Origin of the sequence: Aeromonas sp. Y318-1 (genome assembly GCF_027706125.1) — a bacterium.
In the GTDB taxonomy this organism is placed as follows: domain Bacteria; phylum Pseudomonadota; class Gammaproteobacteria; order Enterobacterales; family Aeromonadaceae; genus Aeromonas; species Aeromonas hydrophila.
In genome coordinates this window covers 176,631-202,642 of the sequence record NZ_JAPDCM010000006.1, presented here as the reverse complement: position 1 = coordinate 202,642, position 26,012 = coordinate 176,631, and the positions used below count along the sequence as shown (strand labels likewise).

At 59.9% G+C, this 26,012-nt stretch carries 25 protein-coding genes; 16 read left to right on the top strand and 9 right to left on the bottom strand.

The features are described 5' to 3' along the window. Nucleotides 1–87: 87 nt before the first annotated feature. Entirely contained in the window at nucleotides 88–636 is a 549-nt protein-coding gene (locus tag OKB87_RS11155) for a SecY-interacting protein Syd (protein WP_106551975.1), read from the top strand. Nucleotides 637–705: 69 nt separating this feature from the next. On the opposite strand, the gene OKB87_RS11150 is transcribed toward OKB87_RS11155, so the two are convergent. From OKB87_RS11150 to OKB87_RS11130, 5 genes are all read right to left on the bottom strand, one after another. After that, complete coding sequence (locus OKB87_RS11150; protein ID WP_041217208.1) at nucleotides 706–1,491, bottom strand: Zn-ribbon-containing protein; 786 nt, start codon at nucleotides 1,489–1,491, stop codon at nucleotides 706–708. Nucleotides 1,492–1,494: 3 nt separating this feature from the next. Next, nucleotides 1,495–1,791 (bottom strand): hypothetical protein, encoded by a 297-nt coding sequence (locus tag OKB87_RS11145; protein WP_270827448.1) that lies wholly within the window; start codon nucleotides 1,789–1,791, stop codon nucleotides 1,495–1,497. An 88-nt stretch (nucleotides 1,792–1,879) separates the two neighbouring features. Next, on the bottom strand, nucleotides 1,880–2,116 hold the full coding sequence (locus OKB87_RS11140) for a DUF2789 domain-containing protein (protein ID WP_011705082.1): 237 nt from the start codon (nucleotides 2,114–2,116) through the stop codon (nucleotides 1,880–1,882). A 56-nt stretch (nucleotides 2,117–2,172) separates the two neighbouring features. Beyond that, nucleotides 2,173–2,472 (bottom strand): DUF3301 domain-containing protein, encoded by a 300-nt coding sequence (locus OKB87_RS11135; protein WP_011705083.1) that lies wholly within the window; start codon nucleotides 2,470–2,472, stop codon nucleotides 2,173–2,175. A gap of 69 nt (nucleotides 2,473–2,541) precedes the next feature. Further along, entirely contained in the window at nucleotides 2,542–3,570 is a 1,029-nt protein-coding gene (locus OKB87_RS11130) for a DUF3549 family protein (RefSeq protein WP_270827446.1), read from the bottom strand. Nucleotides 3,571–3,833: 263 nt separating this feature from the next. Between OKB87_RS11130 and OKB87_RS11125 the strand changes: the two genes are divergently transcribed. The 6 genes from OKB87_RS11125 (at nucleotide 3,834) to ptsG (ending at nucleotide 10,275) form a co-directional block, all read left to right on the top strand. Further along, complete coding sequence (locus tag OKB87_RS11125) at nucleotides 3,834–4,169, top strand: YqcC family protein (protein WP_257684678.1); 336 nt, start codon at nucleotides 3,834–3,836, stop codon at nucleotides 4,167–4,169. Beyond that, a complete protein-coding gene (gene truC / locus OKB87_RS11120; protein WP_029303719.1) occupies nucleotides 4,166–4,939 on the top strand; it encodes a tRNA pseudouridine(65) synthase TruC in 774 nt (257 codons plus the stop codon). Before OKB87_RS11125 ends, truC begins: the two co-directional genes overlap by 4 nt. A 76-nt stretch (nucleotides 4,940–5,015) precedes the next feature. After that, entirely contained in the window at nucleotides 5,016–5,456 is a 441-nt protein-coding gene (locus tag OKB87_RS11115; RefSeq protein ID WP_085734646.1) for a flavodoxin, read from the top strand. 528 nt (nucleotides 5,457–5,984) lie between these two features. Next, nucleotides 5,985–7,349: a maltoporin gene (locus OKB87_RS11110; RefSeq protein ID WP_024946047.1), complete on the top strand. Its 1,365-nt coding sequence runs from the start codon at nucleotides 5,985–5,987 to the stop codon at nucleotides 7,347–7,349. A gap of 91 nt (nucleotides 7,350–7,440) precedes the next feature. Then, entirely contained in the window at nucleotides 7,441–8,412 is a 972-nt protein-coding gene (locus OKB87_RS11105) for a MalM family protein (RefSeq protein WP_270827444.1), read from the top strand. Nucleotides 8,413–8,844: 432 nt separating this feature from the next. Further along, nucleotides 8,845–10,275, top strand: a complete 1,431-nt coding sequence (gene ptsG / locus OKB87_RS11100; RefSeq protein ID WP_016349865.1) for a PTS glucose transporter subunit IIBC — start codon at nucleotides 8,845–8,847, stop codon at nucleotides 10,273–10,275. A 180-nt stretch (nucleotides 10,276–10,455) separates the two neighbouring features. On the opposite strand, the gene OKB87_RS11095 is transcribed toward ptsG, so the two are convergent. From OKB87_RS11095 to map, 4 genes are all read right to left on the bottom strand, one after another. After that, nucleotides 10,456–10,839 (bottom strand): DUF3461 family protein, encoded by a 384-nt coding sequence (locus OKB87_RS11095; protein ID WP_011705091.1) that lies wholly within the window; start codon nucleotides 10,837–10,839, stop codon nucleotides 10,456–10,458. Between the two features lie 127 nt (nucleotides 10,840–10,966). Continuing rightward, nucleotides 10,967–11,794: a 2,3,4,5-tetrahydropyridine-2,6-dicarboxylate N-succinyltransferase gene (gene dapD, locus OKB87_RS11090; protein WP_005303473.1), complete on the bottom strand. Its 828-nt coding sequence runs from the start codon at nucleotides 11,792–11,794 to the stop codon at nucleotides 10,967–10,969. Nucleotides 11,795–11,961: 167 nt separating this feature from the next. Further along, nucleotides 11,962–14,616 carry a bifunctional uridylyltransferase/uridylyl-removing protein GlnD gene (glnD, locus tag OKB87_RS11085; protein WP_270827443.1) on the bottom strand — a complete coding sequence of 885 codons (2,655 nt, stop codon included), beginning with the start codon at nucleotides 14,614–14,616 and terminating at the stop codon, nucleotides 11,962–11,964. 97 nt (nucleotides 14,617–14,713) lie between these two features. Further along, complete coding sequence (map, locus tag OKB87_RS11080; protein WP_011705093.1) at nucleotides 14,714–15,502, bottom strand: type I methionyl aminopeptidase; 789 nt, start codon at nucleotides 15,500–15,502, stop codon at nucleotides 14,714–14,716. Nucleotides 15,503–15,861: 359 nt separating this feature from the next. On the opposite strand from map, the gene rpsB reads away from it, so the two are divergent. The 9 genes from rpsB to bamA all read left to right on the top strand — a co-directional run bounded on the left by rpsB (nucleotide 15,862) and on the right by bamA (nucleotide 25,917). Next, the gene (gene rpsB / locus OKB87_RS11075) at nucleotides 15,862–16,590 is read left to right on the top strand and encodes a 30S ribosomal protein S2 (RefSeq protein ID WP_005303470.1); all 729 of its coding nucleotides are present in this window, start codon (nucleotides 15,862–15,864) and stop codon (nucleotides 16,588–16,590) included. Between the two features lie 104 nt (nucleotides 16,591–16,694). Beyond that, nucleotides 16,695–17,576, top strand: a complete 882-nt coding sequence (tsf, locus tag OKB87_RS11070; RefSeq protein ID WP_016349867.1) for a translation elongation factor Ts — start codon at nucleotides 16,695–16,697, stop codon at nucleotides 17,574–17,576. A 71-nt stretch (nucleotides 17,577–17,647) separates the two neighbouring features. Next, nucleotides 17,648–18,382 (top strand): UMP kinase, encoded by a 735-nt coding sequence (gene pyrH, locus OKB87_RS11065; protein ID WP_011705095.1) that lies wholly within the window; start codon nucleotides 17,648–17,650, stop codon nucleotides 18,380–18,382. A 94-nt stretch (nucleotides 18,383–18,476) separates the two neighbouring features. Next, a complete protein-coding gene (frr, locus tag OKB87_RS11060; RefSeq protein WP_011705096.1) occupies nucleotides 18,477–19,034 on the top strand; it encodes a ribosome recycling factor in 558 nt (185 codons plus the stop codon). Between the two features lie 72 nt (nucleotides 19,035–19,106). Further along, nucleotides 19,107–19,883: a polyprenyl diphosphate synthase gene (gene uppS / locus OKB87_RS11055; protein ID WP_011705097.1), complete on the top strand. Its 777-nt coding sequence runs from the start codon at nucleotides 19,107–19,109 to the stop codon at nucleotides 19,881–19,883. A 26-nt stretch (nucleotides 19,884–19,909) separates the two neighbouring features. Continuing rightward, complete coding sequence (locus OKB87_RS11050) at nucleotides 19,910–20,767, top strand: phosphatidate cytidylyltransferase (RefSeq protein WP_005303453.1); 858 nt, start codon at nucleotides 19,910–19,912, stop codon at nucleotides 20,765–20,767. A gap of 63 nt (nucleotides 20,768–20,830) precedes the next feature. Further along, nucleotides 20,831–22,024, top strand: coding sequence for a 1-deoxy-D-xylulose-5-phosphate reductoisomerase (gene ispC, locus OKB87_RS11045; RefSeq protein WP_060388760.1), 1,194 nt, complete (start codon nucleotides 20,831–20,833; stop codon nucleotides 22,022–22,024). Between the two features lie 82 nt (nucleotides 22,025–22,106). Next, entirely contained in the window at nucleotides 22,107–23,459 is a 1,353-nt protein-coding gene (gene rseP, locus OKB87_RS11040; protein WP_016349871.1) for a sigma E protease regulator RseP, read from the top strand. Between the two features lie 34 nt (nucleotides 23,460–23,493). Next, the gene (gene bamA / locus OKB87_RS11035) at nucleotides 23,494–25,917 is read left to right on the top strand and encodes an outer membrane protein assembly factor BamA (RefSeq protein ID WP_270827442.1); all 2,424 of its coding nucleotides are present in this window, start codon (nucleotides 23,494–23,496) and stop codon (nucleotides 25,915–25,917) included. Nucleotides 25,918–26,012 lie beyond the last annotated feature (95 nt).

Genomic DNA, 26,012 nt, shown 5'->3' with positions numbered 1-26,012 from the left:
GCCGGCTGGCGATCCGCGCTGCACCTTGTCTGCTCATGGCTTTGATGGTGCAATAGCGAACTTTGGCAGCAATTGTGGGGAATTTCGATGTCGGATCAAGTCTTGTCTGCCCTGGAATACTTTTTTTTGCGCTGGCAGCGCGACGGCGAGGCGAGGCGAGGGCTGCCCCTGTGCGAGTGGGAGGCAGACTGGCGCTCCCCCTGCGAGCTGGATGACCCCAAGGAGGGTCGGGTGGCCTGGCGCCCGCATCGGCGCGCCGAACCCGCCGATTTCACGGCGATGAACGAGGCGCTCGAGCTGACCCTGCATCCGGCCGCCCAGGCCCTGTTTGGTGGCTGGTTCAGCCGCCCTGTGCCCTGCCTCTACAAGGGGTTGCGGCTCGAGTTTGTGCTGCCCTGGAACGAGGCGGATCTCGACTTGCTCAAGGAGAACCTCATCGGCCACCTGCTGATGCTGCGCAAGTTGAAGCGCTCACCCTCTTTGTTCATCGCCACCACCCGCAACGAGATGACACTGGTGTCGCTCGACAACGAGAGCGGGCTGGTGTGGCTGGAGTGGCTCGACTCGGGTCGCCGGTTGGTGCTGGCGCCCTCATTGCCGGCGTTCCTCGAGCGGCTTGAGACGTTGCCGCAATAAACAGCGTCAGTTGCAATGAAAAACGCCTTGCCGACCGGCAAGGCGTTTTTGTTTGGTTCACCGCCGGGCTCAGTCCTTGAAATCCCAGGAGAGGTTGGCGACCAGCCGGCAGGGATCGCACTTGAAGTCGAAGATCTCGTGCAAGGGCTCGGCCAGTGCCCACTCGCCGCCGCAGCTCGGACAGGGGCGGGCTTTCTCCTCGGCCGCACTCCGGCCGCCCACCCGGTAGAGGTAGTAGTAGGTGGGGATACCGGTGAGGGCTTCCAGCCGCTTGCCAAGATCGCTGCCACGGCGCTGGAGCCGGCTGCCCACCTCACCGATTTCGTGCAGCGCCGCATGTTCGGCGATGGAGCCGTTCATCTGCAGCTGATCGCACGCCTCCCAATCCTCCTGCCACTTGATGATCTGCTTGTGGTCGCCGTTGGCGACGGCCGGCAGCCGATAGAGCGGGATGGGGGCGAAGTGGTCACCGCAGCGCAGCGGCGAGCAGGTGTGCAGGAAGCTGGTGTAGAGCAGCATCCAGCTGGGGCGCTCGCCATCATGGCCGCAAGGGTCGGTGCTGTCGGAGAGCAGATCCGCCCCCTGCAACTGGAGTTTGGGGGCGAGCAGGCCGGCCTGATTGAGCTGCTGCTCCGCCAGCTTGACCTGCTCGCTCTGGTTGTCCGGATGCAGGCTGTCCTGCTCCGGGCAGACCACCCGGCTGACGAAATAGCCCTCGTGCATGCTGGTGGGGAACTCCCGGCCGAGGATCTGGCCCTGATAGCGCAGCATGTCGAGGTAGTTGACGATGGCCCGCTCGGCCTCGCCCAGCGAGGTGTCGCGGTAGCACTCAAAGCAGAGTTCGAGGATATACATGGCTTACTGCTTCCCCTGCTGGAGCAGCAGCTCGGTCAGTCGATCCACCTTCTGTTCGAGCCGCTCGAGCCGTTCGGCAAGCTGCTGCAGGGTGGGCTCGGCGGCGGGTGCGGGGACCATCTGCGCTGTGCTTCCGGCTTCCGGGGCGCTGGCGGGTTGCAGCTTCCACTGGCTCAGCACTTTGAGCAGCTCGGCCATGGGGACGGGCTGGCTGAGGCGGGCCTTGACCATAGCGGTGGAGGGGGTGATCCCCTTGGCGGCCAGTTCGTTGGCGATGCGGATGATCTCTTGGGCTGACATGGGACTCCTGCGCAGGATGAAAAGTGGTTCGGGCTGGACGGGCAGAGAGCTTAACCAAAGCGCGGTGCGCTGAACAGCGGGGCAAAGGTCAGTCGGGCCGGCGCAGCAGCACGTCCAGTTCGTCGATGGCTTCCGACCAGTCCGCATCGTTCCACAGGGCATCGCGCAGAAAGTCGGCCTGGGCGCGGTTCCAGAAGGGGGCTTCCGGCAGCAGGGTCTGGTTGTCCAAACGGTGCTCGTGAATGAAGCGGTGCAGGCTCAGCTCGTCGTTGGCCAGCCCCAGCTGGGCAAACAGGGCGGCCAGATCGTGGGTCAGGAATTCCATCTCATCTCTCCCAAGAGGCATTCCTGAACATTATAGGCCGCCCCGTGGCGGCAGATTTACAGGGTGGGCACCCGGTGGGGTGGCAGCTCGACGCCGACCACCTGCAGCCCCTGCATGCGCAGTTGCCCCAGATAGTGGCTCTCGCCATCGCTGGAGAATTCAAACTCGTAATAGGTGAGCAGCCGCAGCGGCTGGTGGGCCAGCGCACGGTGGCTGCGTGCCAGCGACAGCAGTTGCAGGTCGTGATGCTGGCAGTAGCGGCGCATGTATTGCCAGGCGAGCTCGGCCTGACGCCGCTGGTGCCAGAAGGCACCGGCACCGAGGATAAGCAGCAAGATTGCGAACATTTCACCCATCGCGGGCTCCTTCCGGGGTGTGATCCGTGTCGACAGGCGACCCGCCATGGTGGCGGGTCGCCGACATCATCAGGCCGAGGCGAACAGGCGACCGATGGCCTGGCCCAGGGCGTCGCTGCGCTCGGGGTCGCGCAGCCTGGCCAGCATATCATTGCGCAGGGCCGGCAGGGTCACCAGCTCGGCAAATACCTGATTGAAGAACTGGGTCGGCTGCAGGGCCAGCTGTTCCAGGAACAGGCTGAGCAGGTCGGCATCCTTCAGATCGGGCCAGAGCCGGCCGGCGATGGCCAGCAGCAGGGCCGGGCTTGGCTGGGTTTGCAGCAGGGTCAGCAGCTTGTTGGTGCGCATGCTGCTGCCGTTGCAGGAGGCCAGTGCCCGGCACAGGTAGGCCAGAGTCTCGGCATTGGGTTCGGCACACTCCTGCTCCTTGCCGATGCGCTCGAACAGGGCGCCCTGCACGGCCGGCGGCAACGGGGCGTTTTCCAGGCTCTGACAAAGGGCGTAGAGCGGCTCTTGCGGCAGTTTTGGCAGCGCCTTGCACACCAGCGCCAGGTTGCGTTCATCCTGCAGCCGCTCCGCCAGATCGGCAAAACCCTGTACGCCGAGGGTCTGCCATCCCTCTGGCGTCGGGGCCGCCAGATAGTGGCAGAGCCCCTCGAAGTAGGTCGAGGGGGCCTGCTCCAGCTGGCGGGCCAGTTTGGCGTGCAGGCTGGCCATCTTGGCCTCGGCCGGGCGGAAGGTGTAGGGATTCTCCGCCAGACGCTGGGCCTTCTCTTCATCGAGTTCGCCGGTCAGTTTGTAGCCCAGGGTTTCCACCACCTGATCCATGAAGTGTTTGGGGCCGCTGGCGATGAGCAGACCGCGCTCGTCGAGGGCAAACTTGAGAAACCACAGGTAGTGACGGGATTCGGCCGGCTGGAAGAAGTGGACGCCGAGCCAGGCGTGCTGCTGCAGGGGCCAGGGGTAGGGCTCCTGCTGCTGTTCGATGCGCTCGAAGGTGTCGCTCGCCAGTGGTCGCACCTGGCGGCCCATGTCGAACAGTTGAAACTGGGTGTCGGCCTGGGTCAAGAATTCGGTCAGTGTATTGATGGTGGACATGGGGTGATCCGGCTAAGGGTGATGCGGGCCGATTATAAGGAGGTTGCACAAGATAGCCAGTGGGGGCGCGCCTCCCGGCATCCGGCCCGGTACGCCTAGAGCGGGAGCCGCCATGGTTCTTCGCCCGTGTTGTCGGCCGCAAGGGGCATGGCAGAGGATAGGGGGGAGGGTGTATAGTAACGCCCTTTTTTGCAAAGTTCGGCCTGCCGCCAGCGACACAGGATTGGCGGCGGACGGTGTGTGGTGATGAGGAAGAGAACGCAATGAATCAATATCTGCTGGTAGCCGGCCTGTTGGGTGAACTGACCGCCGAGCTGCAACGTCTGGAACGCTGGCAAGCAGCCCATCCGGGTGAAGAGGCCCTGGCCAGCGAGCTGCCATTTTGCGTCGATACCCTGAGCTTCGATCAGTGGCTGCAGTTCGTGCTGATCCCGCGCATGGAACAGCTGGTGCTGCTGCAGGCGCCGCTGCCCAGCAGCGTCTCCCTCTATCCCATGGCCAGCGAAGTCTACAAGGAAGAACTGGCGGAGGTCGAAGCCCTGCTGCACCTGATCGCCCGCTTCGATCTGCTGCTCTCCGGCAAAGTGGTTGAGCAATGATGCGTGAGCAGGCACAAGAAGAGAATGCCTTGCAGCTGACCCTGCTTTATCAGGATGACTGGCTGGTAGCGGTCAACAAGCCCTCCGGCCTGCTGGTGCACCGCAGCTGGCTCGACAAGGCCGAGACCCGTTTCGCCATGCAGATGACCCGGGATCTCATTGGCGGTCGCCACGTCTACCCGGTACACCGGCTCGACCGGCCCACCTCGGGGGTGCTGCTGTTTGCCCTCGATCCCGCCGTGGCCCGCACCCTGACCGAAGCCTTTGCCGCCCGTCAGGTGCACAAGGAGTATCTGGCGCTGGTGCGCGGCTGGGCCCCCGAGCAGGGGCTCATCGACTATCCGCTCAAAGAGCAATTGGACAAGATCGCCGATGCCATGAGCGACCCGGATCGTCCGGCCCAGGAGGCGGTGACCGCGTTTCGTCGTCTGCATCAGGTCGAGCTGCCCCATGCGGTCTCCAAGAAACACCCCACCAGCCGCTACAGCCTGGTTCGGCTGTTCCCCAAGACCGGTCGCAAGCATCAGCTGCGCCGCCATATGGATCATTTGTTTCACCCCATCGTCGGTGACACCACCCACGGCGATGGCCGCCACAACCGCTTCTTTCGCGAGCATTATGGTTGCGATCGCCTGCTGCTGGTGGCTCGCACCCTCAGCTTTGAGCACCCGGTGTTGAAGGTGCCGATGCGGATCCAGGCGCCGCTGGGACAGGAAGTGCTGCAGCTGTTTGCCGAGCTGGGCTGGCCTGCCAGCGAGAGCGACTACTGAGCCTGACGATCGCGGGGTGTTGCCCAAGCTGTTGCTGTGGCATGCTGGGCATCAATGTTGGTCAAGGGGGTCCGTGATGGCGCAGATAGACATAGTGGTGGGAACCGTATACGGCGCGGCCATGCTGGTGGCCGAGACGCTTGCTGCACAGCTGGAGCAGGCGGGGCACGGCTGCCAGGTGTTCGAAGACGCCGAGCTGGCAGATCTGGATGCGAGTCGATTCTTGCTGGTCATCACGGCTACCACGGGGCAGGGTGATATTCCGCCCAATCTGCAGCCACTGGCCACCGCTCTGGCTGACCGGGCCCCCTACATGAAAGGGTGGCGTTATGCGCTGGTCGCCATGGGGGACAGCAGCTACGAGCACTTTTGCGGTGCCGGTCGTCACCTCGATGCGCTGTTGCAGGAGCTCGGTGCCAGTCCTCTGCTGCCCCGGTTGGAGATAGATGCCACCGTCGACGATGAGCCGGAAAAGGTGGCGCTGGCCTGGCTCAATGGCTGGCTAAATAAACTGTAGCGATCGTCCGTTTTTATCCTTTATTCATCCCCGCTCAGCCCGTCTGGCGGGGATGTTTATTTTACGGTAATCAGCAGTCTCAACTGACCATATTTGCCCGATATTTATCCGGTTATTTTCCACGTCATCCCCACTTTGCTCAGCGATTTATTTCGGGGGCAGCCGACATGCCTCAAATTTAAAAGTTCCCGATTGAAAGCGATTTCAGTCATGTTTTTGTCATCAATTTGAATATTTATAACTTATTCATCGAAGAGAATTAATGGTTGGTAGCGGTTTCATGATGGATCTTTTCGCTTTTACTCCCGTTTAGATGGTGAGTTATTGCATGGTTCGGTTGATTATCATCGTACAAAACCCTCCGCGACCAATGCTGGGCGATTTGTCGCCATTTTGTGAATCAGCTCATGTTTGTCCCGAAATTGGCTACCTATAATCGGCCTCGGTTATCACCTAAACGTTTTTATGGTGATAAGAACTTGGATATTCAGGATCACACTCCTCTCAGCGGGAATAAGGAAAATGAAAATGAAAGCAAAGTGGCTCCCGATCGCTGCAGCAGTAACCGCAGCCCTGGCTTCCCAAGCCGCCTTCGCCGTTGATTTCCACGGCTACTTCCGTTCAGGTGTCGGCGTTTCCGGTGACGGCGACATGGTGAAATACAACGTGAACAAGGTTGGTCGTCTGGGTAACGAAAATGATACCTACGGCGAAGTTCAGCTGGGTCAGGAAGTATTCAACAAGGATGGCAAGACTTTCTACGTTGACTCCATGTTTGCCATGACTTCCAACGGTTCCAACGACTGGGAAGGTACCGGTACCGTTTGTAACTTCGATGCCAAGCAGTGCAACGGCGACTCCGATTTCGCCCTGCGCCAGTTCAACGTGCAAGCCAAGGGTCTGCTGGGCTTCGCGCCGGAAGCCACTCTGTGGGCTGGTAAGCGTTACTACCAACGTCACGACATCCACATCTCTGACTTCTACTACTGGAACATCTCCGGTGCCGGTGCCGGTATCGAAGGCATCCAGGCCGGTCCTGGCAAGCTTTCCTTTGCTTGGGTTCGCAACGACCGCAGCGCGGCCGATGTGTTCGGCCAATACACTAAGACTGGTGTAAACAAGAAACCTGTCTTGGATGCAAACGGTAACCCGACTGGTAACTATGTAGAAGATCCTACTTACACCAAGAACGAAGATCTGAACGTCAACACGCTGGATCTGCGTTATGCCGGTATCCCGCTGTGGAGCGAGGCCTCTCTGGAAGTCGGCGCCATGTATGCTCTGGTCAATGAGACCGAAGCGCAGAAACCGCTGAAAAACAACAACATGAAGAACGGCGTCATGCTGACTGCCGAACTGACCCAAGGCATCCTGGGTGGCTTCAACAAGACCGTGCTGCAGTACGGTACTGAAGGTTATTCCAAGACCATGGCCTTCTACGGTGACGGTTCCTGGTACGGTGCCGAAGCCAAAGACGGTGCTGACGGTTTCCGTATCATCAACTGGGGTGTTGTCCCGATGGGCAACAACTTCGAGATGGGTCACCAGCTGGTCTACGGTGTAGGCAACGAGATGTGGGATGGCAACGACAAGTGGGAAACCATGTCTGCCGTTGTTCGCCCGATGTACAAGTGGGATGACTTCAACAAGACCATCTTCGAAGGCGGTTACTTCAAGGACAAGAACAAGTCCACCAACGGTACTACCGAAGATGATTCCGGTTACAAGCTGACCCTGGCTCAAGCCTGGTCTGCCGGCTCCAGCTTCTGGGCCCGTCCTGAAATCCGTGTGTTCGCCTCCTACCTGGCCAACGACGAAGACAAGAAAGTCTTCGAAAGCGGTACCTCCAAAGACACCTACCAAGTTGGTGTTCAAGCGGAAGCTTGGTGGTAAGCAGCTGTTTAAGTTAAGTTAGTCACTGCCCCCGTATGGGGGCAGTTTTGTTTCGCCGGGTAACGGCAACCGGGTTATGGAGATAAGAAGAATGAAACTGGTAAAGATGTCTATCGCAGCCGTGGTTACTGCGCTGTTGGCCGGTTGTTCCGGTAGCATGTTGGTCCCCGTGCAGGATCATGCATCCATCCTGAGTAATGCCGATCAGGCCAAGCAGGCGCTCTCGCAGGCGACCAGCTGCTGCGCCGCTTTCAGTGATTTCAATTATGTGGCGTTGCCGGAGGGCGACACTCTGCTGGCCCTCGACAGCAAGCAACCCAGTTTTCAGTTTGACGAGGGGATGAGCTATTTCGCCGCTTATCGCCTGCCGGCCAATACCGGCAATCTGGCCATCAGCATCGCATCCCAGGTGAGCAAGACGGTGCTGATCCCGCAGGTCATCATGCTGGATGCCCAGTTCAAGGTGACGCGCGTGCTGGGTGAATCGGTATTCAGCTATCAGCCGGCCCATCTGCTCGATAACGACAGGATTGAGGGCAAGTTGTTCGTCGATCGCAGCATGCCGGGCAATCCGGCGGCCGAGACCTATATGATTGTCTATGCTCCTGCCGACAAGCTGGCAGGCAGCACCACCATACTGCACCCCTCCAAGGCGTTTGCCAGAGCCAACGGGACGGTTGAACCGGATATCAAGGACCCCGTGATCCCGCATTCCCCATGGGGTCTGGTACAGATCAAGGTTGCCGACATGGCAAAAGGGCAGGGACTGGAAGCGGTCTTCAAGCCTGAATATGCCGACAAGGTGGCAATGAGCAAGGCTGCACCGGCGGCGACGGCCGTTGCGGCAGGCACTGTGGCGACCGCTGTGGTAGCCGCGCCTGCCAAGCCTGCGCCCGCCATGCTGAGCGAAACCGAGGCCTTCTATCAATCCCAGATCGAAAAAGCGGTGAAAGCCGGTGACATCGACAAGGCGATGCAACTGGTCAGCGAGGCGGAGCGGGCCGGTTCGACCAAGGCGAAATCGATCTTTATTGATGCGGTCAAGCGCTCCCAAAAGGGCTGAATATTGCCCGGTCTTTAAAAGATAATATTTATTTGAGGCCTCCCTTGTTGGAGGCCTTTTTAATCGGTAGACTAAAATAGAAAAAACAGCAAATGGTTACATTAAGTTACAATGCGTTTCGTTGGGTATTAATTTGATTGGCTAAAATACAATACGAAACAGCACTTTTCATATTTATGGCTTAGCATGAAGATGCCGAAATATATCTGTAATTAGCTGAGAATTCCCGCCAAAATTATCTTGTGATCTCCCCTCCAAATTCTTTATTCGCTTACCCCTGATGGAAGATATTTGCGATCTGCTGGGTTATATTCAGCTGGTCAAAATAAACAAACCCGCGTCGAATTCATGCCGATGAGAGATGATGTTGATGATCGTCTATAAATTGGACTGAAGCGTCTACGGTAAGACATTCCATTCAGGAGCGCACACATGTTAAAAAATGCTTTCTCTAATCTGCAAAAGGTCGGTAAGGCGCTGATGCTGCCAGTATCGGTCTTGCCCGTTGCAGGTATTCTGCTGGGGGTGGGGGCTGCCCACTTCAGCTGGTTGCCGGAAATTGTCTCCCAATTGATGGAGCAGGCCGGTGGTTCCGTATTTGGTCAGATGGCCCTGCTGTTCGCAGTGGGTGTGGCCCTCGGCTTTACCAATAACGACGGTGTATCCGGTCTGTCAGCCATCGTTGGCTACGGCATCATGGTTGCTACCCTGAAGGTCATGGCGCCCGTGATGGGCGTTGAGACCATCGAAACCGGCGTCCTGGGCGGTATCCTCGCCGGTGGCGTGGCCGCATGGGCGTTCAACCGCTTCTACAAGATCCAGTTGCCCGAGTATCTGGGCTTCTTCGCCGGCAAACGCGCCGTGCCCATCATCACCGGCTTCGTCTCCATCGGCCTGGGCGTGATCCTGTCCGTCATTTGGCCGCCGGTGGGCGCTGCCATCGGTGCCTTCTCCGACTGGGCTGCCAACCAGAACCCGGTACTGGCCTTCGGTATCTACGGCGTGGTTGAGCGCTCCCTGATCCCGTTCGGTCTGCACCACATCTGGAACGTACCTTTCTTCTATCAGGCTGGTACCTGTGTCAACGCTGCCGGTGAAACCGTACACGGCATCATGACCTGCTTCCTGACTGCTGACGACGCTTCCCGCGCTGCCGGCAACGGCTTCGGTCAGCTGGCCGGTGGCTACCTGTTCAAGATGTTCGGTCTGCCTGCCGCCGCGTTTGCCATCGCGCACTCTGCTAAGCCGGAAAACCGCGCCAAGATCGTAGGTATCATGGCCTCTGCCGCCCTGACCTCTTTCCTGACCGGTATCACCGAGCCGATCGAATTCTCCTTCCTGTTCATCGCCCCGGTACTGTACGCCATCCACGCCGTGCTGGCTGGTCTGGCCTACGTGCTGACCAACTCCCTGGGCGTGGTACACGGTCACACCTTCTCCAACGGCTTCATCGACTTCGTGGTGCAATCCCCGCGTGCCGATCACATGCTGCTGCTGGTGGGTCTGGGTCTGGTCTATGCCGTCATCTACTACGTGGTCTTCACCGTGGTCATCCGTGCCATGAACCTGAAGACCCCGGGTCGTGAAGACGAAGCGGCCGAAGAGAGCGTTGGTCAGAGCAAGGACGAGATGTCTGCCGCACTGGTCTCTGCCTTCGGTGGCAAAGAGAACATCGCGTCGCTGGACGCCTGCATCACCCGTCTGCGGGTCGGTGTGAAAGACGTGGCCAAGGTTGACCAGGCTGGTCTGAAGAAACTGGGCGCTGCCGGTGTGGTAGTGGCAGGTTCCGGCGTACAAGCCATCTTCGGTACCAAGTCCGACAACCTGAAAACCGACATGGACATCTGGATGAAGAGCAACTAATCCTGTTGCCTGAATACCAGAGTTGTTGAAAAGGGAGGCGCAAGCCTCCCTTTTTGCTGGGCGTCATAGGGCAGCCAGATGCCATGGTGCATGTTTCGACCGGCGCGGTATCGGTGTTGCCATCGCTTTTGAGCTCAAAGAAAAAGGCGCCCATGGGCGCCTTTGCTGCATCAGACCGGTTTAGAGCTTTTCCAGATCCCGCTCGATTTCACTGATCTTGTTCTGCACCACTTTTTCCAGGTGGCGCAGGTCGCGCAAGATCTTCTGCTTGATGTCCGGGTCGGCCTGCACGTGCACGCCCTGGGTCAGGTTGTCGAGCTCATCCACCACGTACTTGAGATTGGCGTTGATCTCGGTGACATCCTTGTACTCGTGGGTGCCCGAATCGACCAGCATGGTCTTGCGCTGGCGCGGATATTTGAACTTGACGCTCTTGGCGAAGAACTCGCCCTTCTGTTTCTTGAAGTAGATCTTGAGGATGTCGTGATTGGCTTCCTGGCGCAGGGTATAGCTGTCCACTGAGGTGGGTTCCTGGATCCCCAGGCTCTTCAGATTCTCGTACATCGGGCTTCCTCGGTTTGAAACGATCCTGACCAATCTATCTTAACCGAGTCGGTGTGGCTTGCCTGTGACAGGGGCGCCAAAATCAAAAGGGCGCCATCAGGCGCCCTTTTAAATCACCGTAAACCGCTTACTCGTCGATGGAGCGCAGCAGGGCGTTGATGCCGACCTTGGCACGGGTCTTGGCATCCACCTTCTTGACGATGACGGCGGCGTACAGGCTGTACTTGCCGCACTTGGAGGGCAGGGAGCCGGAAACGACCACCGAGCCGGCCGGGACGCGGCCGTAGTGGATCTCGCCGGTTTCACGGTCATAGATGCGGGTTGACTGGCCGATGAAGACGCCCATGGAGATGACGGAGCCCTCTTCCACGATCACCCCTTCCACCACTTCGGAACGGGCACCGATGAAGCAGTTGTCTTCGATGATGGTCGGGTTGGCCTGCAGCGGCTCCAGTACGCCGCCGATGCCGACGCCACCGGAGAGGTGCACGTTCTTGCCGATCTGGGCGCAGGAGCCCACGGTGGCCCAGGTGTCGACCATGGTGCCTTCATCGACGAAGGCGCCGATGTTGACGTAGGAGGGCATCAGCACGGTATTGGGCGCGATGAAGGAGCCTTTGCGGGCGGTGGCCGGCGGTACCACGCGCACACCGGCAGCCTTGAACTGCTCGGCGCTGTAGTCGGAGAACTTGAGGGGAACCTTGTCGTAGTACTGGGCGTCGTCACCCTTGATGATGCCGTTGTCATTGATGCGGAAGTAGAGCAGTACTGCCTTCTTCAACCACTGGTGTACCACCCACTCGCCGGCAATCTTCTCGGCGACGCGAGCCTTGCCGGAGTCCAGCAGGTCGATGGCTTGCAGGATGGCGGCCTTGGTGGCGGCATCGACGGAGCCGGGAGTGATGGAATCACGGCGCTCGAAGGCCGCTTCGATGATCTGTTGCAACTCGGTCATGACAGGTTTCCTTTAAAAAATTCCGTTTGTTGTATCACACTTTTCCAATTGTTTTTAAGGGCTCGGGCCGATTTCTTCACGGGAACGCCGATTTATTGTGCTGGCGTGGTCCAACCTTTTGTTCTGCTTGATAAATCAGGGGCAAGACTCGGCGTCTTGTGAAGCCTTCACAGGCCCGGCCTGCCCTCATCATCGGCCGACTCTTGCGGGTTGAGCTGGTTAACCAGCCGCTCCTCCAGCGCCTGCTGCTCGGCCTGGGTCAACGGTTCGCCGGCCAGGGTGGTGAGGCTGAAAAAGTCCTCCACCCGCTCGCCGATGGTGGTGATCTTGGCGGCATGGAGCGACAGGCCGCACTGCTGGAACACGGCGCCGATGCGGGCCAGCAGCCCCGGGGTATCGAGCGCGGTCAGCTCCAGCAGGGTGTGGCGGGTCTCCCCTTTGTGGGGCAGAAAGACCACCCGGGTCGGCACGCTGAACTGGCGGTGGCGCCGTGACAGGGGCTTGCTGCGCAGCACCAGCTTGCCCGGCTCCTGCAACGCCTTCTCCAGCGCCTTCTTGATGGTGGCGGTGCGGTTGGGGCTGATGGGCTCGCCGTTGGGCTCGAGCACCACGAAGGTATCGAGCACGTAGTCGCTGCGCGAATTCATGATCTGGGCATCGTGGATGTTGAGGTTCTTCTGATCCAGCGCCGAGGCCACGGTGGCGAACAGATTCGGGGTGTCGCGACAATAGATGAACACCTCGCTGCCGCCGCGGGTCGGGTGCTTGCCGATGATCACCAGCGGCGCCGGGTTGTCGCCGTGTTCGATGATCTTGCGGCAGTGCCAGGCGATCTGCTCCGGCGTGTGGCGCAGGAAGTAGTCGGCCTTGAAGTCGCTCCAGAGCTGGTTGATGGCCTCCTCCGACACGTCGCGCTGGGCCAGGATCTGCTTGGCCTGGCGCTGATTCTCGCGGATCTTGAGGCGCATGTCGGGCGGGTTTTCCAGCCCCTGGCGCAACGCCTTCTGGGTGGCGAAGTAGAGCTCGCGCAGCAGGGTGCCCTTCCAATCGTTCCAGAGGGTGTCGTTGGTGGCGCAGATATCGGCCACGGTCAGGCAGTAGAGCAGGTCGAGGTGCTGCTCGTCGCGCACCTTCTGGGCAAAGTCGGTGACCACCTCGGGGTCATAGATGTCGCGGCGCTGGGCGGTGACCGACATCAGCAGATGGTGGCGCACCAGCCAGGCGACCTGCCGGCTCTCGTAGCGATCCAGGCCGTGCAGCTGGCAGAACTCCAGCGCATCGACGGCGCCGAGCTCTGAGTGATCGCCACGTCGCCCCTTGGCGATGTCGTGGAACAGGGCGGCGATGCTGAGCAGCTCGGGCTTGCGCAGCCGGGTGAACACCTCGTGGCAGAGCGGGTGGGTCTGACGGCTGGCCGGGTTGGGAAACTGATGGATGTTCTTGAGCAGCCGGTGGGTGTGTTCATCCACCGTGTAGGCATGGAACATGTCGAACTGCATCTGGCCGACGATGAGGTTCCACTGCGGCAGGTAGGCCGCCAGGATGCCGTACTTGTGCATCAGGGTGAGCGGCTGGCCGATGCCGTTGGGGTGGCGCAGCAGCGCCATGAACAGGCGGCGGCATTCCGGCAAGTCCTGCAGCCAGCAGTTGAGCTTGCGGCGCGCCTCGCGCAGCTGGCGCAGGGTGGCGGAGTGGATGCCGGCAATCTCCGGGTGCTGGGCTATCTGGTAGAAGAGGCGCAGGATGGCGGCGGGCTCGCGGCCGAACAGCTCGGAATCCACCGCATCGATGAGGCGCCCGCGCAGCTGGAACTCGTCGGAGAGGCGGCGCACGTCCATGGCGGTGTTGCCGAGGATCGCCTCGTCAAACAGCTGCAGCAGCATCTCGTTGAGCTCGGAGACCCGCCGCACCGTCTGGTAGAAGCGCTTCATCATCTGCTCGACCGGGGTATTGCCTTCTCCCTCGAAGCCCAGCATCTGGGCCACGGTACGCTGGCGATCGAACAGCAGCCGGTTGTCGCCCTTGTTGATGGCCATGTGCAGGGCGAAGCGCACCTTCCACAGAAAGTTCTGGCAATCGAGCAGCTCGCGATACTCGGCCCGGTTGAGAAAGCCGTGGCTGGTCATCTCGAACAGGGTGGTGGCGCCGAAGTGGCGGCGAGCCACCCAGGCCAGGGTCTGGATGTCGCGCAGGCCACCGGGATTGCTCTTGAGGTCCGGCTCCAGCTTGTAGGCGGTGCCGAGAAACTGCTGGTGGCGCTGGGCTTGCTCTTCGCGTTTGGCCTTGAAGAACTGCTCGCTTGGCCAGAAGAGCTGGGGGCCGGTGGCCTCCTTGAGCTGCTGGAAGCCCGCCTCGCGGCCGGTGATGTAGCGCGCCTCGATGAGGTTGGTGGCGACCGTGATGTCGCCGCGTCCCTGCTCGAGGCACTCGGCCACGTTGCGCACCGCCTGGCCCACCTCCAGCTTGAGATCCCACAGCAGGGTAATGAATTCGCCGATGCGCAGCCCCAGCACCTCGTCCAGCTCGTCCCCTTCATAGAGGATCAGCAGGTCGATGTCGGAGTGGGGGTGCAGTTCACCGCGGCCATAGCCGCCCACCGCGATCAGGGTGAGCTCCGTCTTGTCGAAGCCGAACTTTTGCCACAACCGGGTCAGCAGCTCGTCCATGTATTCGGAGCGGGTAGCCACCAGTTCGATGATGTTGTCACCGGCATCGAAACGGGCGTGCAGCCAGCCGAGAAAACGGCTCAGGTACTCCTTGCAGTTCTCGCGGGTGAGCTGAGCGTCGGGTAACAGGTGGGGGGAAAGCAGGCTGGCATCCATGGCGTCTCACACTCTACTGTCGCACGCATGTGCGCTGTTTTCGCACGGGTTCGCGGCTGATAAAAACAAAACCCCGGCGGGAGGCCGGGGTTTGATGTTAACCGTGTTTGATGAGACGGTCGATAGTGTCATCCGGGCGCAGGGTCAGCACCTCGCAGCCATCTTCGGTCACCAGCAGGGTGTGTTCCCACTGGGCGGAGTCGCCGCCGTCCTTGGTGGTCACGGTCCAGCCATCCTTCGGATTGACCTTGCAGTGGTATTTCTTGCTGTTGACCATGGGCTCGATGGTGAAGCACATGCCCGGCTTGAGCTCCTGCTTGCCGCCGTTGCGATAGTGCAGGATCTGCGGCTCCTCGTGGAACTCGGCCCCGATGCCGTGGCCACAGTAGTCGCGCACCACGGAGAAACCGGCCTTCTCGACGATGGGCTGGATCACGGCGCCGATCTCGGTGATGCACATGCCCGGACGCACCTGCTTGATGGCGGCGTAGAGGCTCTCCTGGGCGACCTTGCACAGCTGACGGCGCAGCGGGGTGGTCTCACCCACGATGAACATGGCCGAGGTATCGCCGTGGTAGCCATCCTTGATGACGGTGATGTCCAGGTTGATGATGTCCCCTTCCCGCAATTTCTTGTGGTTTGGGATGCCGTGACAGATCACATCGTTCACCGAGGTGCAGATGGATTTGGGGAAGCCGTGGTAGTTGAGCGGCGCAGGGATGGCCTGCTGCACGTCGACGATGTAGTCGTGGCAGAGGGTGTTCAGTTCGTCGGTAGTGACGCCCGCCTTGACGTGGGGGGCGATCATGACCAGCACATCGGCGGCCAGTTGGCCGGCAACGCGCATCTTTTCAATCTCTTCCGGTGTCTTGATTTTAATGGACATGGGATCTCTCTTGGGACCTGATCGCGCATCTATCGATGTCCGGCAATCAGGTAATGAAAAATAGATGCGTTTGCAATCAGGCCAAAATTTTATCCCCAACCCCTGTTTACTTCCAGTGTGATTGTCATCACAGCGTCAAATCGGCGCTTCAGCATGCTGCTCAGGGATCCATTTTTAGCGGTTCGGCTGGTGGTGTCCTGACCAAAGTTATGGTATAAAGCGCGCCGGAATGGGGAACTTGTGTCCTCATGCCATCACCCTTACTTAAACAACACACACACATCGACACATATGCCGGGGTGCCTTAACGGGTCGGTTATATGGGATGTGTGGAGGCCTAACCCCAATAGAGGTATAAAATGGCTAAAGTTTCTATGCGCGACATGCTGCAAGCCGGCGTTCACTTCGGTCACCAGACTCGTTACTGGAACCCGAAAATGAAATCCTACATCTTCGGTGCCCGCAGCAAGGTTCACATCATCAACCTGGAAAAAACCGTTCCGATGTTTGACGATGCCATGAACTTCATCAGCTCCGTAGCTGCCAAGAAGGGCAAGGTACTGTTCGTAGGTACCAAGCGTGCCGCGTCTGAAGCCGTAAAAGAAGCCGCTGAGCGTTGCGACCAGTTCTATGTTAACCACCGCTGGCTGGGCGGCATGCTGACCAACTGGAAAACCGTTCGTCAGTCCATCAAGCGCCTGAAAGATCTGGAAACCCAGAGCCAAGACGGTACCTTCGACAAGCTGACCAAGAAAGAGGCGCTGATGCGTACTCGCGAAATGGAAAAGCTGGAGAAGAGCCTGGGTGGTATCAAGAACATGGGCGGCCTGCCTGACGTTCTGTTCGTTGTCGATGCCGACCACGAGCACATCGCTATCAAAGAAGCCAACAACCTGGGTATCCCGGTAGTTTCCATCGTTGATACCAACTCCAACCCGGACGGCGTTGACTATGTCATCCCGGGTAACGACGACGCTATCCGTGCCGTTCAGCTGTACCTGAATGCTGCTGCTGACACCGTACTGGAAGCTCGCGCTCAGGACATCGTTGTTCAAGCCGAACAAGATGGCTTCGTTGAAGCTGAGTAATTGATAAGGACTGCAAAGCCCTTATTAACCAAGCTGATGTAATTGGTTAGCAGGGGCCCTTGTGGCCCCTGTTTCTTGTCAATTCAAGACCGAGGATACTGGACATGGCAAACATTTCTGCCGCCCTGGTAAAAGAACTGCGCGAGCGCACCGCCGCTGGCATGATGGATTGCAAAAAAGCACTGGAAGAAGCCAACGGTGATATCGAACTGGCTATCGAAAACATGCGCAAATCCGGTCAGGCCAAAGCCGCCAAGAAAGCTGGCCGTATCGCCGCTGAAGGTGTGATCTTCGCCCGTACCGAAGGCAACGTTGCCGTCATGATCGAGCTGAACTGCGAGACTGACTTCGTTTCCAAGGATGCCGGCTTCCTGGCCATGGGTCAGAAAATCGTTGAAATCGCCGCTACCCAGAAGATCGCTGACGTTGACGCGCTGAAAGCCGCCGACTTCGGCAACGGCGAGTCCGTTGAGCTGACCATCACCAACCTGATCGCCAAGATCGGTGAGAACATGAACCTGCGTCGCGTGATGCTGGTTGAAGGTGACAACCTGGGCACCTACGTTCACGGCTCCCGCATCGGTGTTATCACCAAGCTGGCCGGTGGTTCCGACGAGCTGGCCAAAGATCTGGCCATGCACGTTGCTGCCAACAGCCCGCAATTCGTCAAGCCGGAAGATGTATCTGCCGAAGTCGTTGCCAAAGAGCGCGAAATCCAGATCGACATCGCCATCAACTCTGGCAAGCCGAAAGAGATCGCCGAGAAAATGGTTGAAGGTCGCATGAAGAAGTTCACCGGTGAGGTTTCCCTGACTGGTCAACCGTTCGTGAAAGATCCTTCCATGACCGTTGCCGAGCTGCTGAAGAAAGAAGGCGCTGACGTTGTTTCCTTCACCCGTTTCGAAGTGGGCGAAGGCATCGAGAAGCAAGAGACCGATTTCGCTGCGGAAGTTGCAGCCCAAATCGCGGCCGCTCAAAAGGCCTAATCGAACCGGTTTTTCCGTTTCCCCAGACCGCGACTTATGTCGCGGTCTTTATATGACCAGGAATCAGTGACATGAGTACCAATCCCAAGCCTGCATACAGACGTGTTCTTCTGAAGTTGAGTGGTGAAGCCCTGCAAGGATCCGAGGGTTTTGGCATTGATCCGGCGGTGCTGGATCGGATGGCCCAAGAGATCAAAGAACTGGTTGAGCTGGGTGTTCAGGTCGGTCTGGTCATCGGTGGCGGCAACCTGTTCCGTGGTGCCGGTCTTGCCAAGGCGGGCATGAACCGCGTGGTGGGCGACCACATGGGTATGCTGGCTACCGTGATGAACGGTCTGGCCATGCGTGATGCCCTGCATCGTGCTTATGTGAATGCCCGTCTGATGTCTGCCATCTCCCTGCAAGGCATCTGTGACTCCTATGTCTGGGCCGAAGCCATCAGCCAGCTGCGCGCCGGCAAGGTGGTGATCTTCTCCGCCGGTACCGGCAACCCCTTCTTCACTACCGATTCTGCGGCCTGTCTGCGCGGGATCGAGATCGAAGCTGACGTCGTGCTCAAGGCCACCAAGGTCGATGGCGTGTTCACCGACGATCCGGTCAAGAACCCGGATGCCGTGCTGTGCCATGAACTGAGTTATGATGAAGTTCTTGAAAAAGAACTCAAAGTAATGGATCTTGCTGCTTTTACTCTGGCCCGCGACCACGATCTGCCGATCCGGGTGTTCAACATGAACAAGCCGGGTGCGCTGCGTCGGGTGATCATGGGCGAGCCGGAAGGTACCCTGATCCATCACGTCAGCAAGTGAGACAAGCGTGAGCTTCGGCTCGTTTGTCCATGACGCCAGCCAATAAGATAGATACGGGCCGGTTGACGGCTCGTTCGCCAAAAGGAAAACCACTGTGATCAACGAGATTAAAAACGACGCCAAGGACCGCATGGCCAAGAGCGTAGAGTCGCTCAAGACCCAGATGTCCAAGATCCGTACCGGCCGTGCTCACCCGAGCCTGCTCGACGGTATCCAGGTGGAGTATTACGGTGCGGCCACTCCTCTGAAACAGTTGGCCAACGTGGTGGCTGAAGATGCCCGCACCCTCTCCATCTCCATCTTTGACCGCTCCATGATCCAGGCGGTGGAAAAGGCCATCCTGACCTCCGATCTGGGCCTCAACCCGTCCAGCAACGGCCAGACCCTGCGCGTGCCGCTGCCGCCGCTGACCGAAGAGCGTCGCCGCGACCTGACCAAGATCGTGCGTGCCGAAGCGGAAGGTGCCCGGGTTGCCGTGCGCAACATCCGTCGCGATGCCAACGCCGACCTGAAAGCGCTGCTCAAAGACAAAGAGATCTCCGAAGACGACGACCGTCGTGCTCAGGAAGAGATCCAGAAGCTGACCGATTCCTTCATCAAGCTGGTAGACGAAGCACTGGCCCTGAAGGAAAAGGAGCTAATGGAAATCTAAGCCTCTGACAGGTATATTACGAGCGCCGTGTAGTGCCCCTGCACGGCGCTTTTGTCTTTGTGGGAGAAATGAATGTCGCTTTTGGCAGCCGTAGGTGATTGCGCCAATTCGTCCTTGCCTCGTCACGTCGCCATCATCATGGACGGCAACGGACGCTGGGCCCAGAACCGTGGCAAGATGCGGGTCTATGGCCACAAGGCAGGTGTGAAGTCTGTTCGTGAAGCAGTAACCTTTGCTGCGCGAGCCAAAATAGAAGCGCTGACCCTGTTTGCGTTTTCCAGCGAGAACTGGCGTCGCCCGGAAGGGGAGGTCAGTGCCCTGATGGAGCTGTTCATGACGGTGCTGGGTCGTGAGGTCAAGAAACTGCACAGCAACGGTATCCGGCTCAAGGTGATCGGCGATACCGCCCGTTTCAGCGAGCGTCTGCAGGCCAAGATTGCCAAGGCAGAGGCGCTGACCGCCAACAATCAGGGGCTGACCCTCAATATCGCCGCCAATTATGGTGGCCAGTGGGACATCGCCCAGGCGGCCCGCAAGCTGGCCCGTGCCGTGGCGAGCGGGGAACTGGCTGCCGACCAGATAGATGAAGCTATGCTTGGCCGCGAGGTATGCATGGCCGATCTGCCGCCGGTGGATCTGCTGATCCGTACCGGGGGCGATCATCGCATCAGCAATTTTGTGTTATGGCAGCTCGCCTATGCCGAGCTCTATTTTACCCCGGTGCTGTGGCCTGATTTCAACGAGGCCGAGTTCAGCGAGGCCGTTGCCTCCTTCGTGGCCCGTGAGCGTCGTTTCGGCTGCACGGGTGAACAGATCCGGGAATTGATCGCCGAGCAACAGACCGGCTAACCCCCCTCCCAAGAGAGAGGCTTCTTTTGCTAAAACAACGAATTATTACCGCATTGCTACTGGTTCCCCTGGTGTTGGGGGCGCTGTTTTTTCTGCCGTTGAAATTCTTTGCCCTGTTGGCATCCCTGGTATTTCTGTTGGCCAGCCGCGAGTGGAGCGGCTTCGTCTCTGCCAAGCCACAGCAGTGGCTGCCGCTGGTGTACTGCCTGCTGCTCGGGGCCAGCCTGTTCTGGCTGCCGGTGGAGCAGCTGTGGACTCCTCATCTGCATCCGCTGGTGATGGGCGTGCTCTGGACCGCCGTCAGCTGGTGGCTGCTGGGGCTGCTGCTGGTGTTGCGCTACCCCCAGAGCGCCAAGCTGTGGAAGGAGTCCATCTGGCTCAAGTCCCTGTTCGGCCTGGTGACCCTGGTCCCCTTCTTCTGGTCCCTGGTGGCCATCCGTGGTTACAACTTCTATCACGACCCCATGATGGGGGCCTGGATCCTGCTGTTCGTGATGGGACTGGTCTGGGCGGCAGATTCTGGCGCGTATTTTTTCGGCAAGGCGTTCGGCAAACACAAGCTGGCGCCGGCCGTGAGCCCCGGCAAAACCATCGAAGGCATGTGTGGCGGCCTGTTTACCGCCAGCCTGCTGGCGGTCGGGGTGACCTGGTTCATGGGCTTCGTGCCCGCCAAGATGGCCATCGTGCTGTTCTGCTCCTTGCTGGCGGTGCTGGCCTCGGTGCTCGGCGATCTCACCGAGAGCATGTTCAAGCGCGAAGCCGGCATCAAGGATTCAGGCACCCTGCTGCCTGGCCACGGTGGCATCCTCGATCGGATCGACAGCCTGACCGCCGCGCTGCCGGTGTTCCTGCTCAGCTATCTGCTGCTCAGCCAGGAGTTTTGATGCTCAGCCTGATGCGTTTGCCTGCGGCGGGCGCCATCCATTCGTCATACAGCGGGAGTTTTGATGCATAACCTGGTGATTCTGGGAGCCTCCGGCTCCATTGGTCAGAGTACGCTCAAGGTACTGCGGCACAATCCGGGGCGCTGGCAGGTGCTGGCGCTGACGGCAGCCCGCAGCGTGGAGGCCATGCTGCGCGACTGCCTCGAATTCTCTCCCCGCTTCGCCGTCATGGTGGACGAGGCCGCCGCCAGCGAGCTGGCCGCTCAACTGAAGACCCACGGCAGCGCGACTCGCGTCATGGCTGGCCCGGCCGCTCTGTGCGAAGTGGCCGCTCACCCCGATGCCCACAGCGTGATGGCCGCCATCGTCGGCGCCGCCGGGCTTGCGCCCACCATGGCTGCCGTGCGTGCCGGCAAGCGCATCCTGCTGGCCAACAAGGAGGCCCTGGTGATGTCCGGCGCCTTCTTCATGGAGGCGGTGCGCGAGCACGGGGCCGAGCTGCTGCCCATCGACAGCGAACACAACGCCATTTTCCAGTGCCTGCCCGAGGCCATCCAGCGCCAGCCGGGCTTTTGTGACCTGGCGGGAGCGGGGATCAGCAAGATCCTGCTGACCGGCTCCGGCGGCCCGTTCCGTTATACCGACATCGCTGAGCTGGCCCGCGTCACCCCGGCTCAGGCCATCGCCCATCCCAACTGGTCCATGGGGGCCAAGATCTCGGTCGACTCCGCCACTATGATCAACAAGGGGCTGGAGTATATCGAGGCACGCTGGCTGTTCAACGCGGCGCCCGAGCAGATCCAGGTGGTGATCCATCCCCAGTCGGTGATTCACTCCATGGTGCAGTACAAGGATGGCTCCGTGCTGGCCCAGCTCGGCAATCCGGACATGTGCACCCCCATCGCCCACGCGCTGGCCTATCCGGCTCGAGTCGAGTCCGGTGTGGAACCTTTGGATTTCTTCAGTGTCGGAGAGTTCAGCTTTATCCGTCCCGACTATGAGCGCTATCCCTGCCTGCAGCTTGCCATGCATGCCTGTCAGCAGGGGCAGGCCGCAACCACGGCCCTCAATGCCGCCAACGAGGAGGCCGTGGCAGCTTTCCTTGCAGAGCGGATCGGTTTTATGGATATTGCCAGAGTCAATGAGGCCACCATGCTCGCCCTGGGCGGCACGGCGGCCGGTTCGCTGGACGATTTGATTGCGCTGGATGGGGCGGCCCGTGCCCGTGCTCACAATTTGATTGAGGAGCTTAGCTGATGAGAGCTGTTTCGTGGCATTGTGCTGCCTTCACCCTGATTGTCGGAGACAGGACCATGCATGAAAGCGAGGTGATGGACTGATGGGCGGTGTGTTGTGGAACATCGGTGCCTTTATCGTCGCCCTCGGGCTGCTGGTTGCGGTACATGAATTCGGCCACTTCTGGGTGGCCCGTCGCTGCGGTGTCAAGGTGGAACGTTTCTCCATCGGTTTCGGCAAGGCCATCTGGCGTCGGCTCGGCAAGGATGGCACCGAGTACGTGCTGGCCCTGATCCCCCTCGGCGGTTACGTCAAGATGCTGGACGGCCGGGTGGACGAGCTCAAGCCCGGTGACGAGCAATACGCCTTCAATCACAAGAGCGTCTGGGCGCGGATGGCCATCGTCGCTGCCGGCCCCATGGCCAACTTCGTGTTTGCCCTGTTCGCCCTCTGGCTGATGTTCATGATCGGCGTGCCCGCCGTCAAACCCGTGGTGGGCGAGGTGCGTCCCGCCTCCATCGTGGCGGCGGCCGGGGTGGAGCCCGGCATGGAGATCGTCGGCGTCGGCGGCGAGGAGACCGGTGACTGGGAGAGCGTGACCTATGCCCTCATCAGCCACCTTGGCGATGACTCGGTCCAGCTCAAGCTCAAGGCGGCCAACACCAGCTATGCGGTGGACAAGACCCTGCAGCTGGCCGGCTGGAAGTTTGACCCCGACAAGGAGTCTCCCATCGGCAGCCTGGGCATAGTGCCGCTCGGTGGCAAGGTGCTGCCGGTGGTCGATGCGGTGGTGGCCGCGAGCGCCAGCGAGAAGGCCGGCGTTCAGGCGGGCGATCGCATCAAGCGGGTAGGGGAGCAGGAGATCACCGAGTGGGCCCAGTTTGTCCACCAGGTGCAGCAGTCGCCCCAGCAGCCGCTTGAGGTGACCGTCGAGCGGGCGGGCAGCGAGCTGACCCTGACCCTGACGCCGGATGCCAAGAAGGTGCGGGGCCAGCTGGTCGGTTTCGTCGGCCTGTCGCCGCAACTGGTTCCATTACCGGATGAGTATCGGATTCTGTTACAGTATGGGCCTTTGCAAGCCCTGTGGCAGGGCGCCCAGAAGACCTGGAGCCTGACCACCCTGACCTTCGACATGATCGGCAAGCTGATCGGTGGCATCGTCTCGCTGGACAATTTGAGCGGCCCCATCTCCATTGCCAAGGGCGCGGGCAGCAGTGCCGACTACGGTCTGGTCTACTTTCTCGGCTTTCTGGCGCTGATCAGCGTCAACCTGGGGATCATCAACCTGTTCCCCCTGCCGGTGCTGGACGGTGGCCATCTGGTCTACTTCCTCATCGAGGCGGTCACCGGCAAGCCGGTATCAGAAAAAATTCAGGAAGTGGGTTTCCGGATTGGCGCCGCCATTCTGATGTTACTGATGGGTATTGCGCTGTTTAATGATTTCGCTCGCCTCTGAGGCCAGAGCATCAACAAGGACACATAAGAACAAAATGGCTGTTAAAAAAGCATTGGTGTTGAGTTGCCTGCTGGGTGCCAGTTTCCTGGCCCAGGCGGCCCCTGCCTCTTTTGTGGTGCAAGATATTCAGGTTGAAGGTCTGCAGCGGGTGACCCTGGGTGCCGCCCTGCTGAACCTGCCGATCCGGGTGGGCGATTCCGTCGATTCCGTGACGCTGGCCAACGCCATCAAGAAGCTCTATGCCTCCGGCAACTTCGAGGACGTCAAGGTCTACCGCGACGGCCAGGTGCTGCAAGTGGCGGTCAAAGAGCGGCCGACCATCTCCAGCATCGAGTTCTCCGGCAACAAGGATATCAAGGAAGAGCAGCTGACCCAGAGCCTGGAGTCCTCCGGCATCCGGGTGGGTGATCCGCTGGATCGCACCGTGCTGAGCTCCCTCGAGAAGGGGCTGGAAGATTTCTACTACGGCGTGGGCAAATACTCCGCCAAGGTCAAGGCCATCGTCACCCCGCTGCCGCGCAACCGGGTCGACCTCAAGTTCACCTTCGTGGAAGGGGAGGCGGCCAAGATCCAGCAGATCAACATCGTCGGCAACAACGTGTTCCCGGAAGAGAAGCTGCTGGCTCAGCTTTCCCTCAAGGACGACGTGCCCTGGTGGAACTTCACCGGTGACCAGCGTTACCAGAAGCAGAAGCTGGCCGGCGACATCGAAACCCTGCGCTCCTACTACATGGACCGCGGCTACATCCGCTTTACCCAGGAGTCGACCCAGGTCTCCATGACCCCGGACAAGAAGGGGGTCTACGTCACCCTCAACGTCAAGGAAGGGGATCAATACAAGGTGTCCGGCATCCAGCTCAAGGGCGATCTGATCGATCGCGGCGGCGAGATGAAGGGGCTCATTCCCATCGAGACCGGCAGCATCTACTCTGCCAGCCAGGTGACCCACACCGAAGAGGTGCTCTCCAAGTTCCTCGGTCGCTACGGCTACGCCTACCCGAAAGTGGTCACCTTCCCGCAGGTCAATGATAAGACCAAGGAAGTGGAGCTCATCGTCAACATCGAGCCGGGCCCCCGCGTCTATGTGCGCAACATCAACTTCAGCGGCAACGTCACCACCAAGGACGAAGTGCTGCGCCGCGAGATGCGTCAGATGGAGGGCACCTGGCTCTCTTCCGACAGCGTCGAGCAGTCCAAGACCCGTCTTAACCGCCTCGGCTTCTTCGAAACCGCCGAAGTGGATACCAAGCGGGTGCCGGGCAGCGATGACCAGGTCGATCTGGACTTCAAGGTCAAGGAGCAGCCGGCTGGTTCCATCAACGCCGGCGTGGGCTACGGTACCGAATCTGGCCTGAGTCTGCAGGCGGGCCTGCAGCAGGACAACTTCATGGGGACCGGCAAGAAGATCGGCATCTCCGCCAGTACCAACAAGTACTCCAAGAGCGTCGACCTCAGCTACAACGATCCCTACTTCACCGTGGACGGGGTCAGCCTGGGCGGTCGTCTCTACTACAACCAGTTCAGTGCGGCCGACGCCAACATCGTGGACTACGAGAACACCACCATCGGCTTCCGCCTCTCCAGTGGTTTCCCGGTCAACGAGAACAACCGTCTCGACTTCAGCCTCGGGGTCGAAAACAACAAACTGTCCCAGCCCAACCCCTATCTGCAGGTGGATGAGTTCTGGAAGGTGTACAGCGAGAACAAGGATGGCGACAACCGCATGGTGTTCAACACCGTCGACGTCACCGCCGGCTGGACCCGTTCCACCCTCAACAAGGGCCAGTTCCCGACCGCCGGTGACCGTCAGCGGGTCAACGCCAAGGTGACCGTGCCGGGCATGGATCTGCAGTACTTCAAGCTCAACGCCGAAGACGCGCACTACTTCCCGTTCGATGCGGATCACAAGTGGGTGCTGATGGCCAAGGCGCGTGCCTCCTACGGCAACGGCTACGGCAGCAACGGCAGCTATGACCACGTATTGCCGTTCTTCGAGAACTACTTCGCCGGTGGTTTCGATACCCTGCGCGGCTTCAAGAGCAATACCGTGGGTCCGAAGGCGCTCTACTACTACAACCTGAGCGGCAACGACGTCATCCAGGGTACCGACAGCTCGGTGGGCGGCAACGCCCTGGCGGTCGCCTCCCTCGAGATGATAGTGCCGACACCGTTTGCGTCCGAGACTTATCAGCCGCAACTGCGGACCAGCTTCTTCATCGATGCCGGTTCCGTGTGGGATACCACCTTCGACTATGACCAGTACCGCAACCGTTGCTTCAGCGGCTGCAACTATCTGAGCGATTATTCGGATCCGACCAACTACCGCGCCTCGGCCGGTCTGTCGCTGCAGTGGCTCTCCCCGATGGGCCCGCTGGTGTTCGCGATTGCCCGTCCGCTCAAGCAGTACGAGGGCGACCGGACCGAGTTCTTCTCATTCAACATCGGCCGTACCTTCTAAGGACGGACTCTGCCCCCACCCAGCGGTGGGGGTATTCAATGATGGGACGCGCAGCTTGCGTGCCTCACCAGGTAACAAGTCGGTCCGGGTACCAC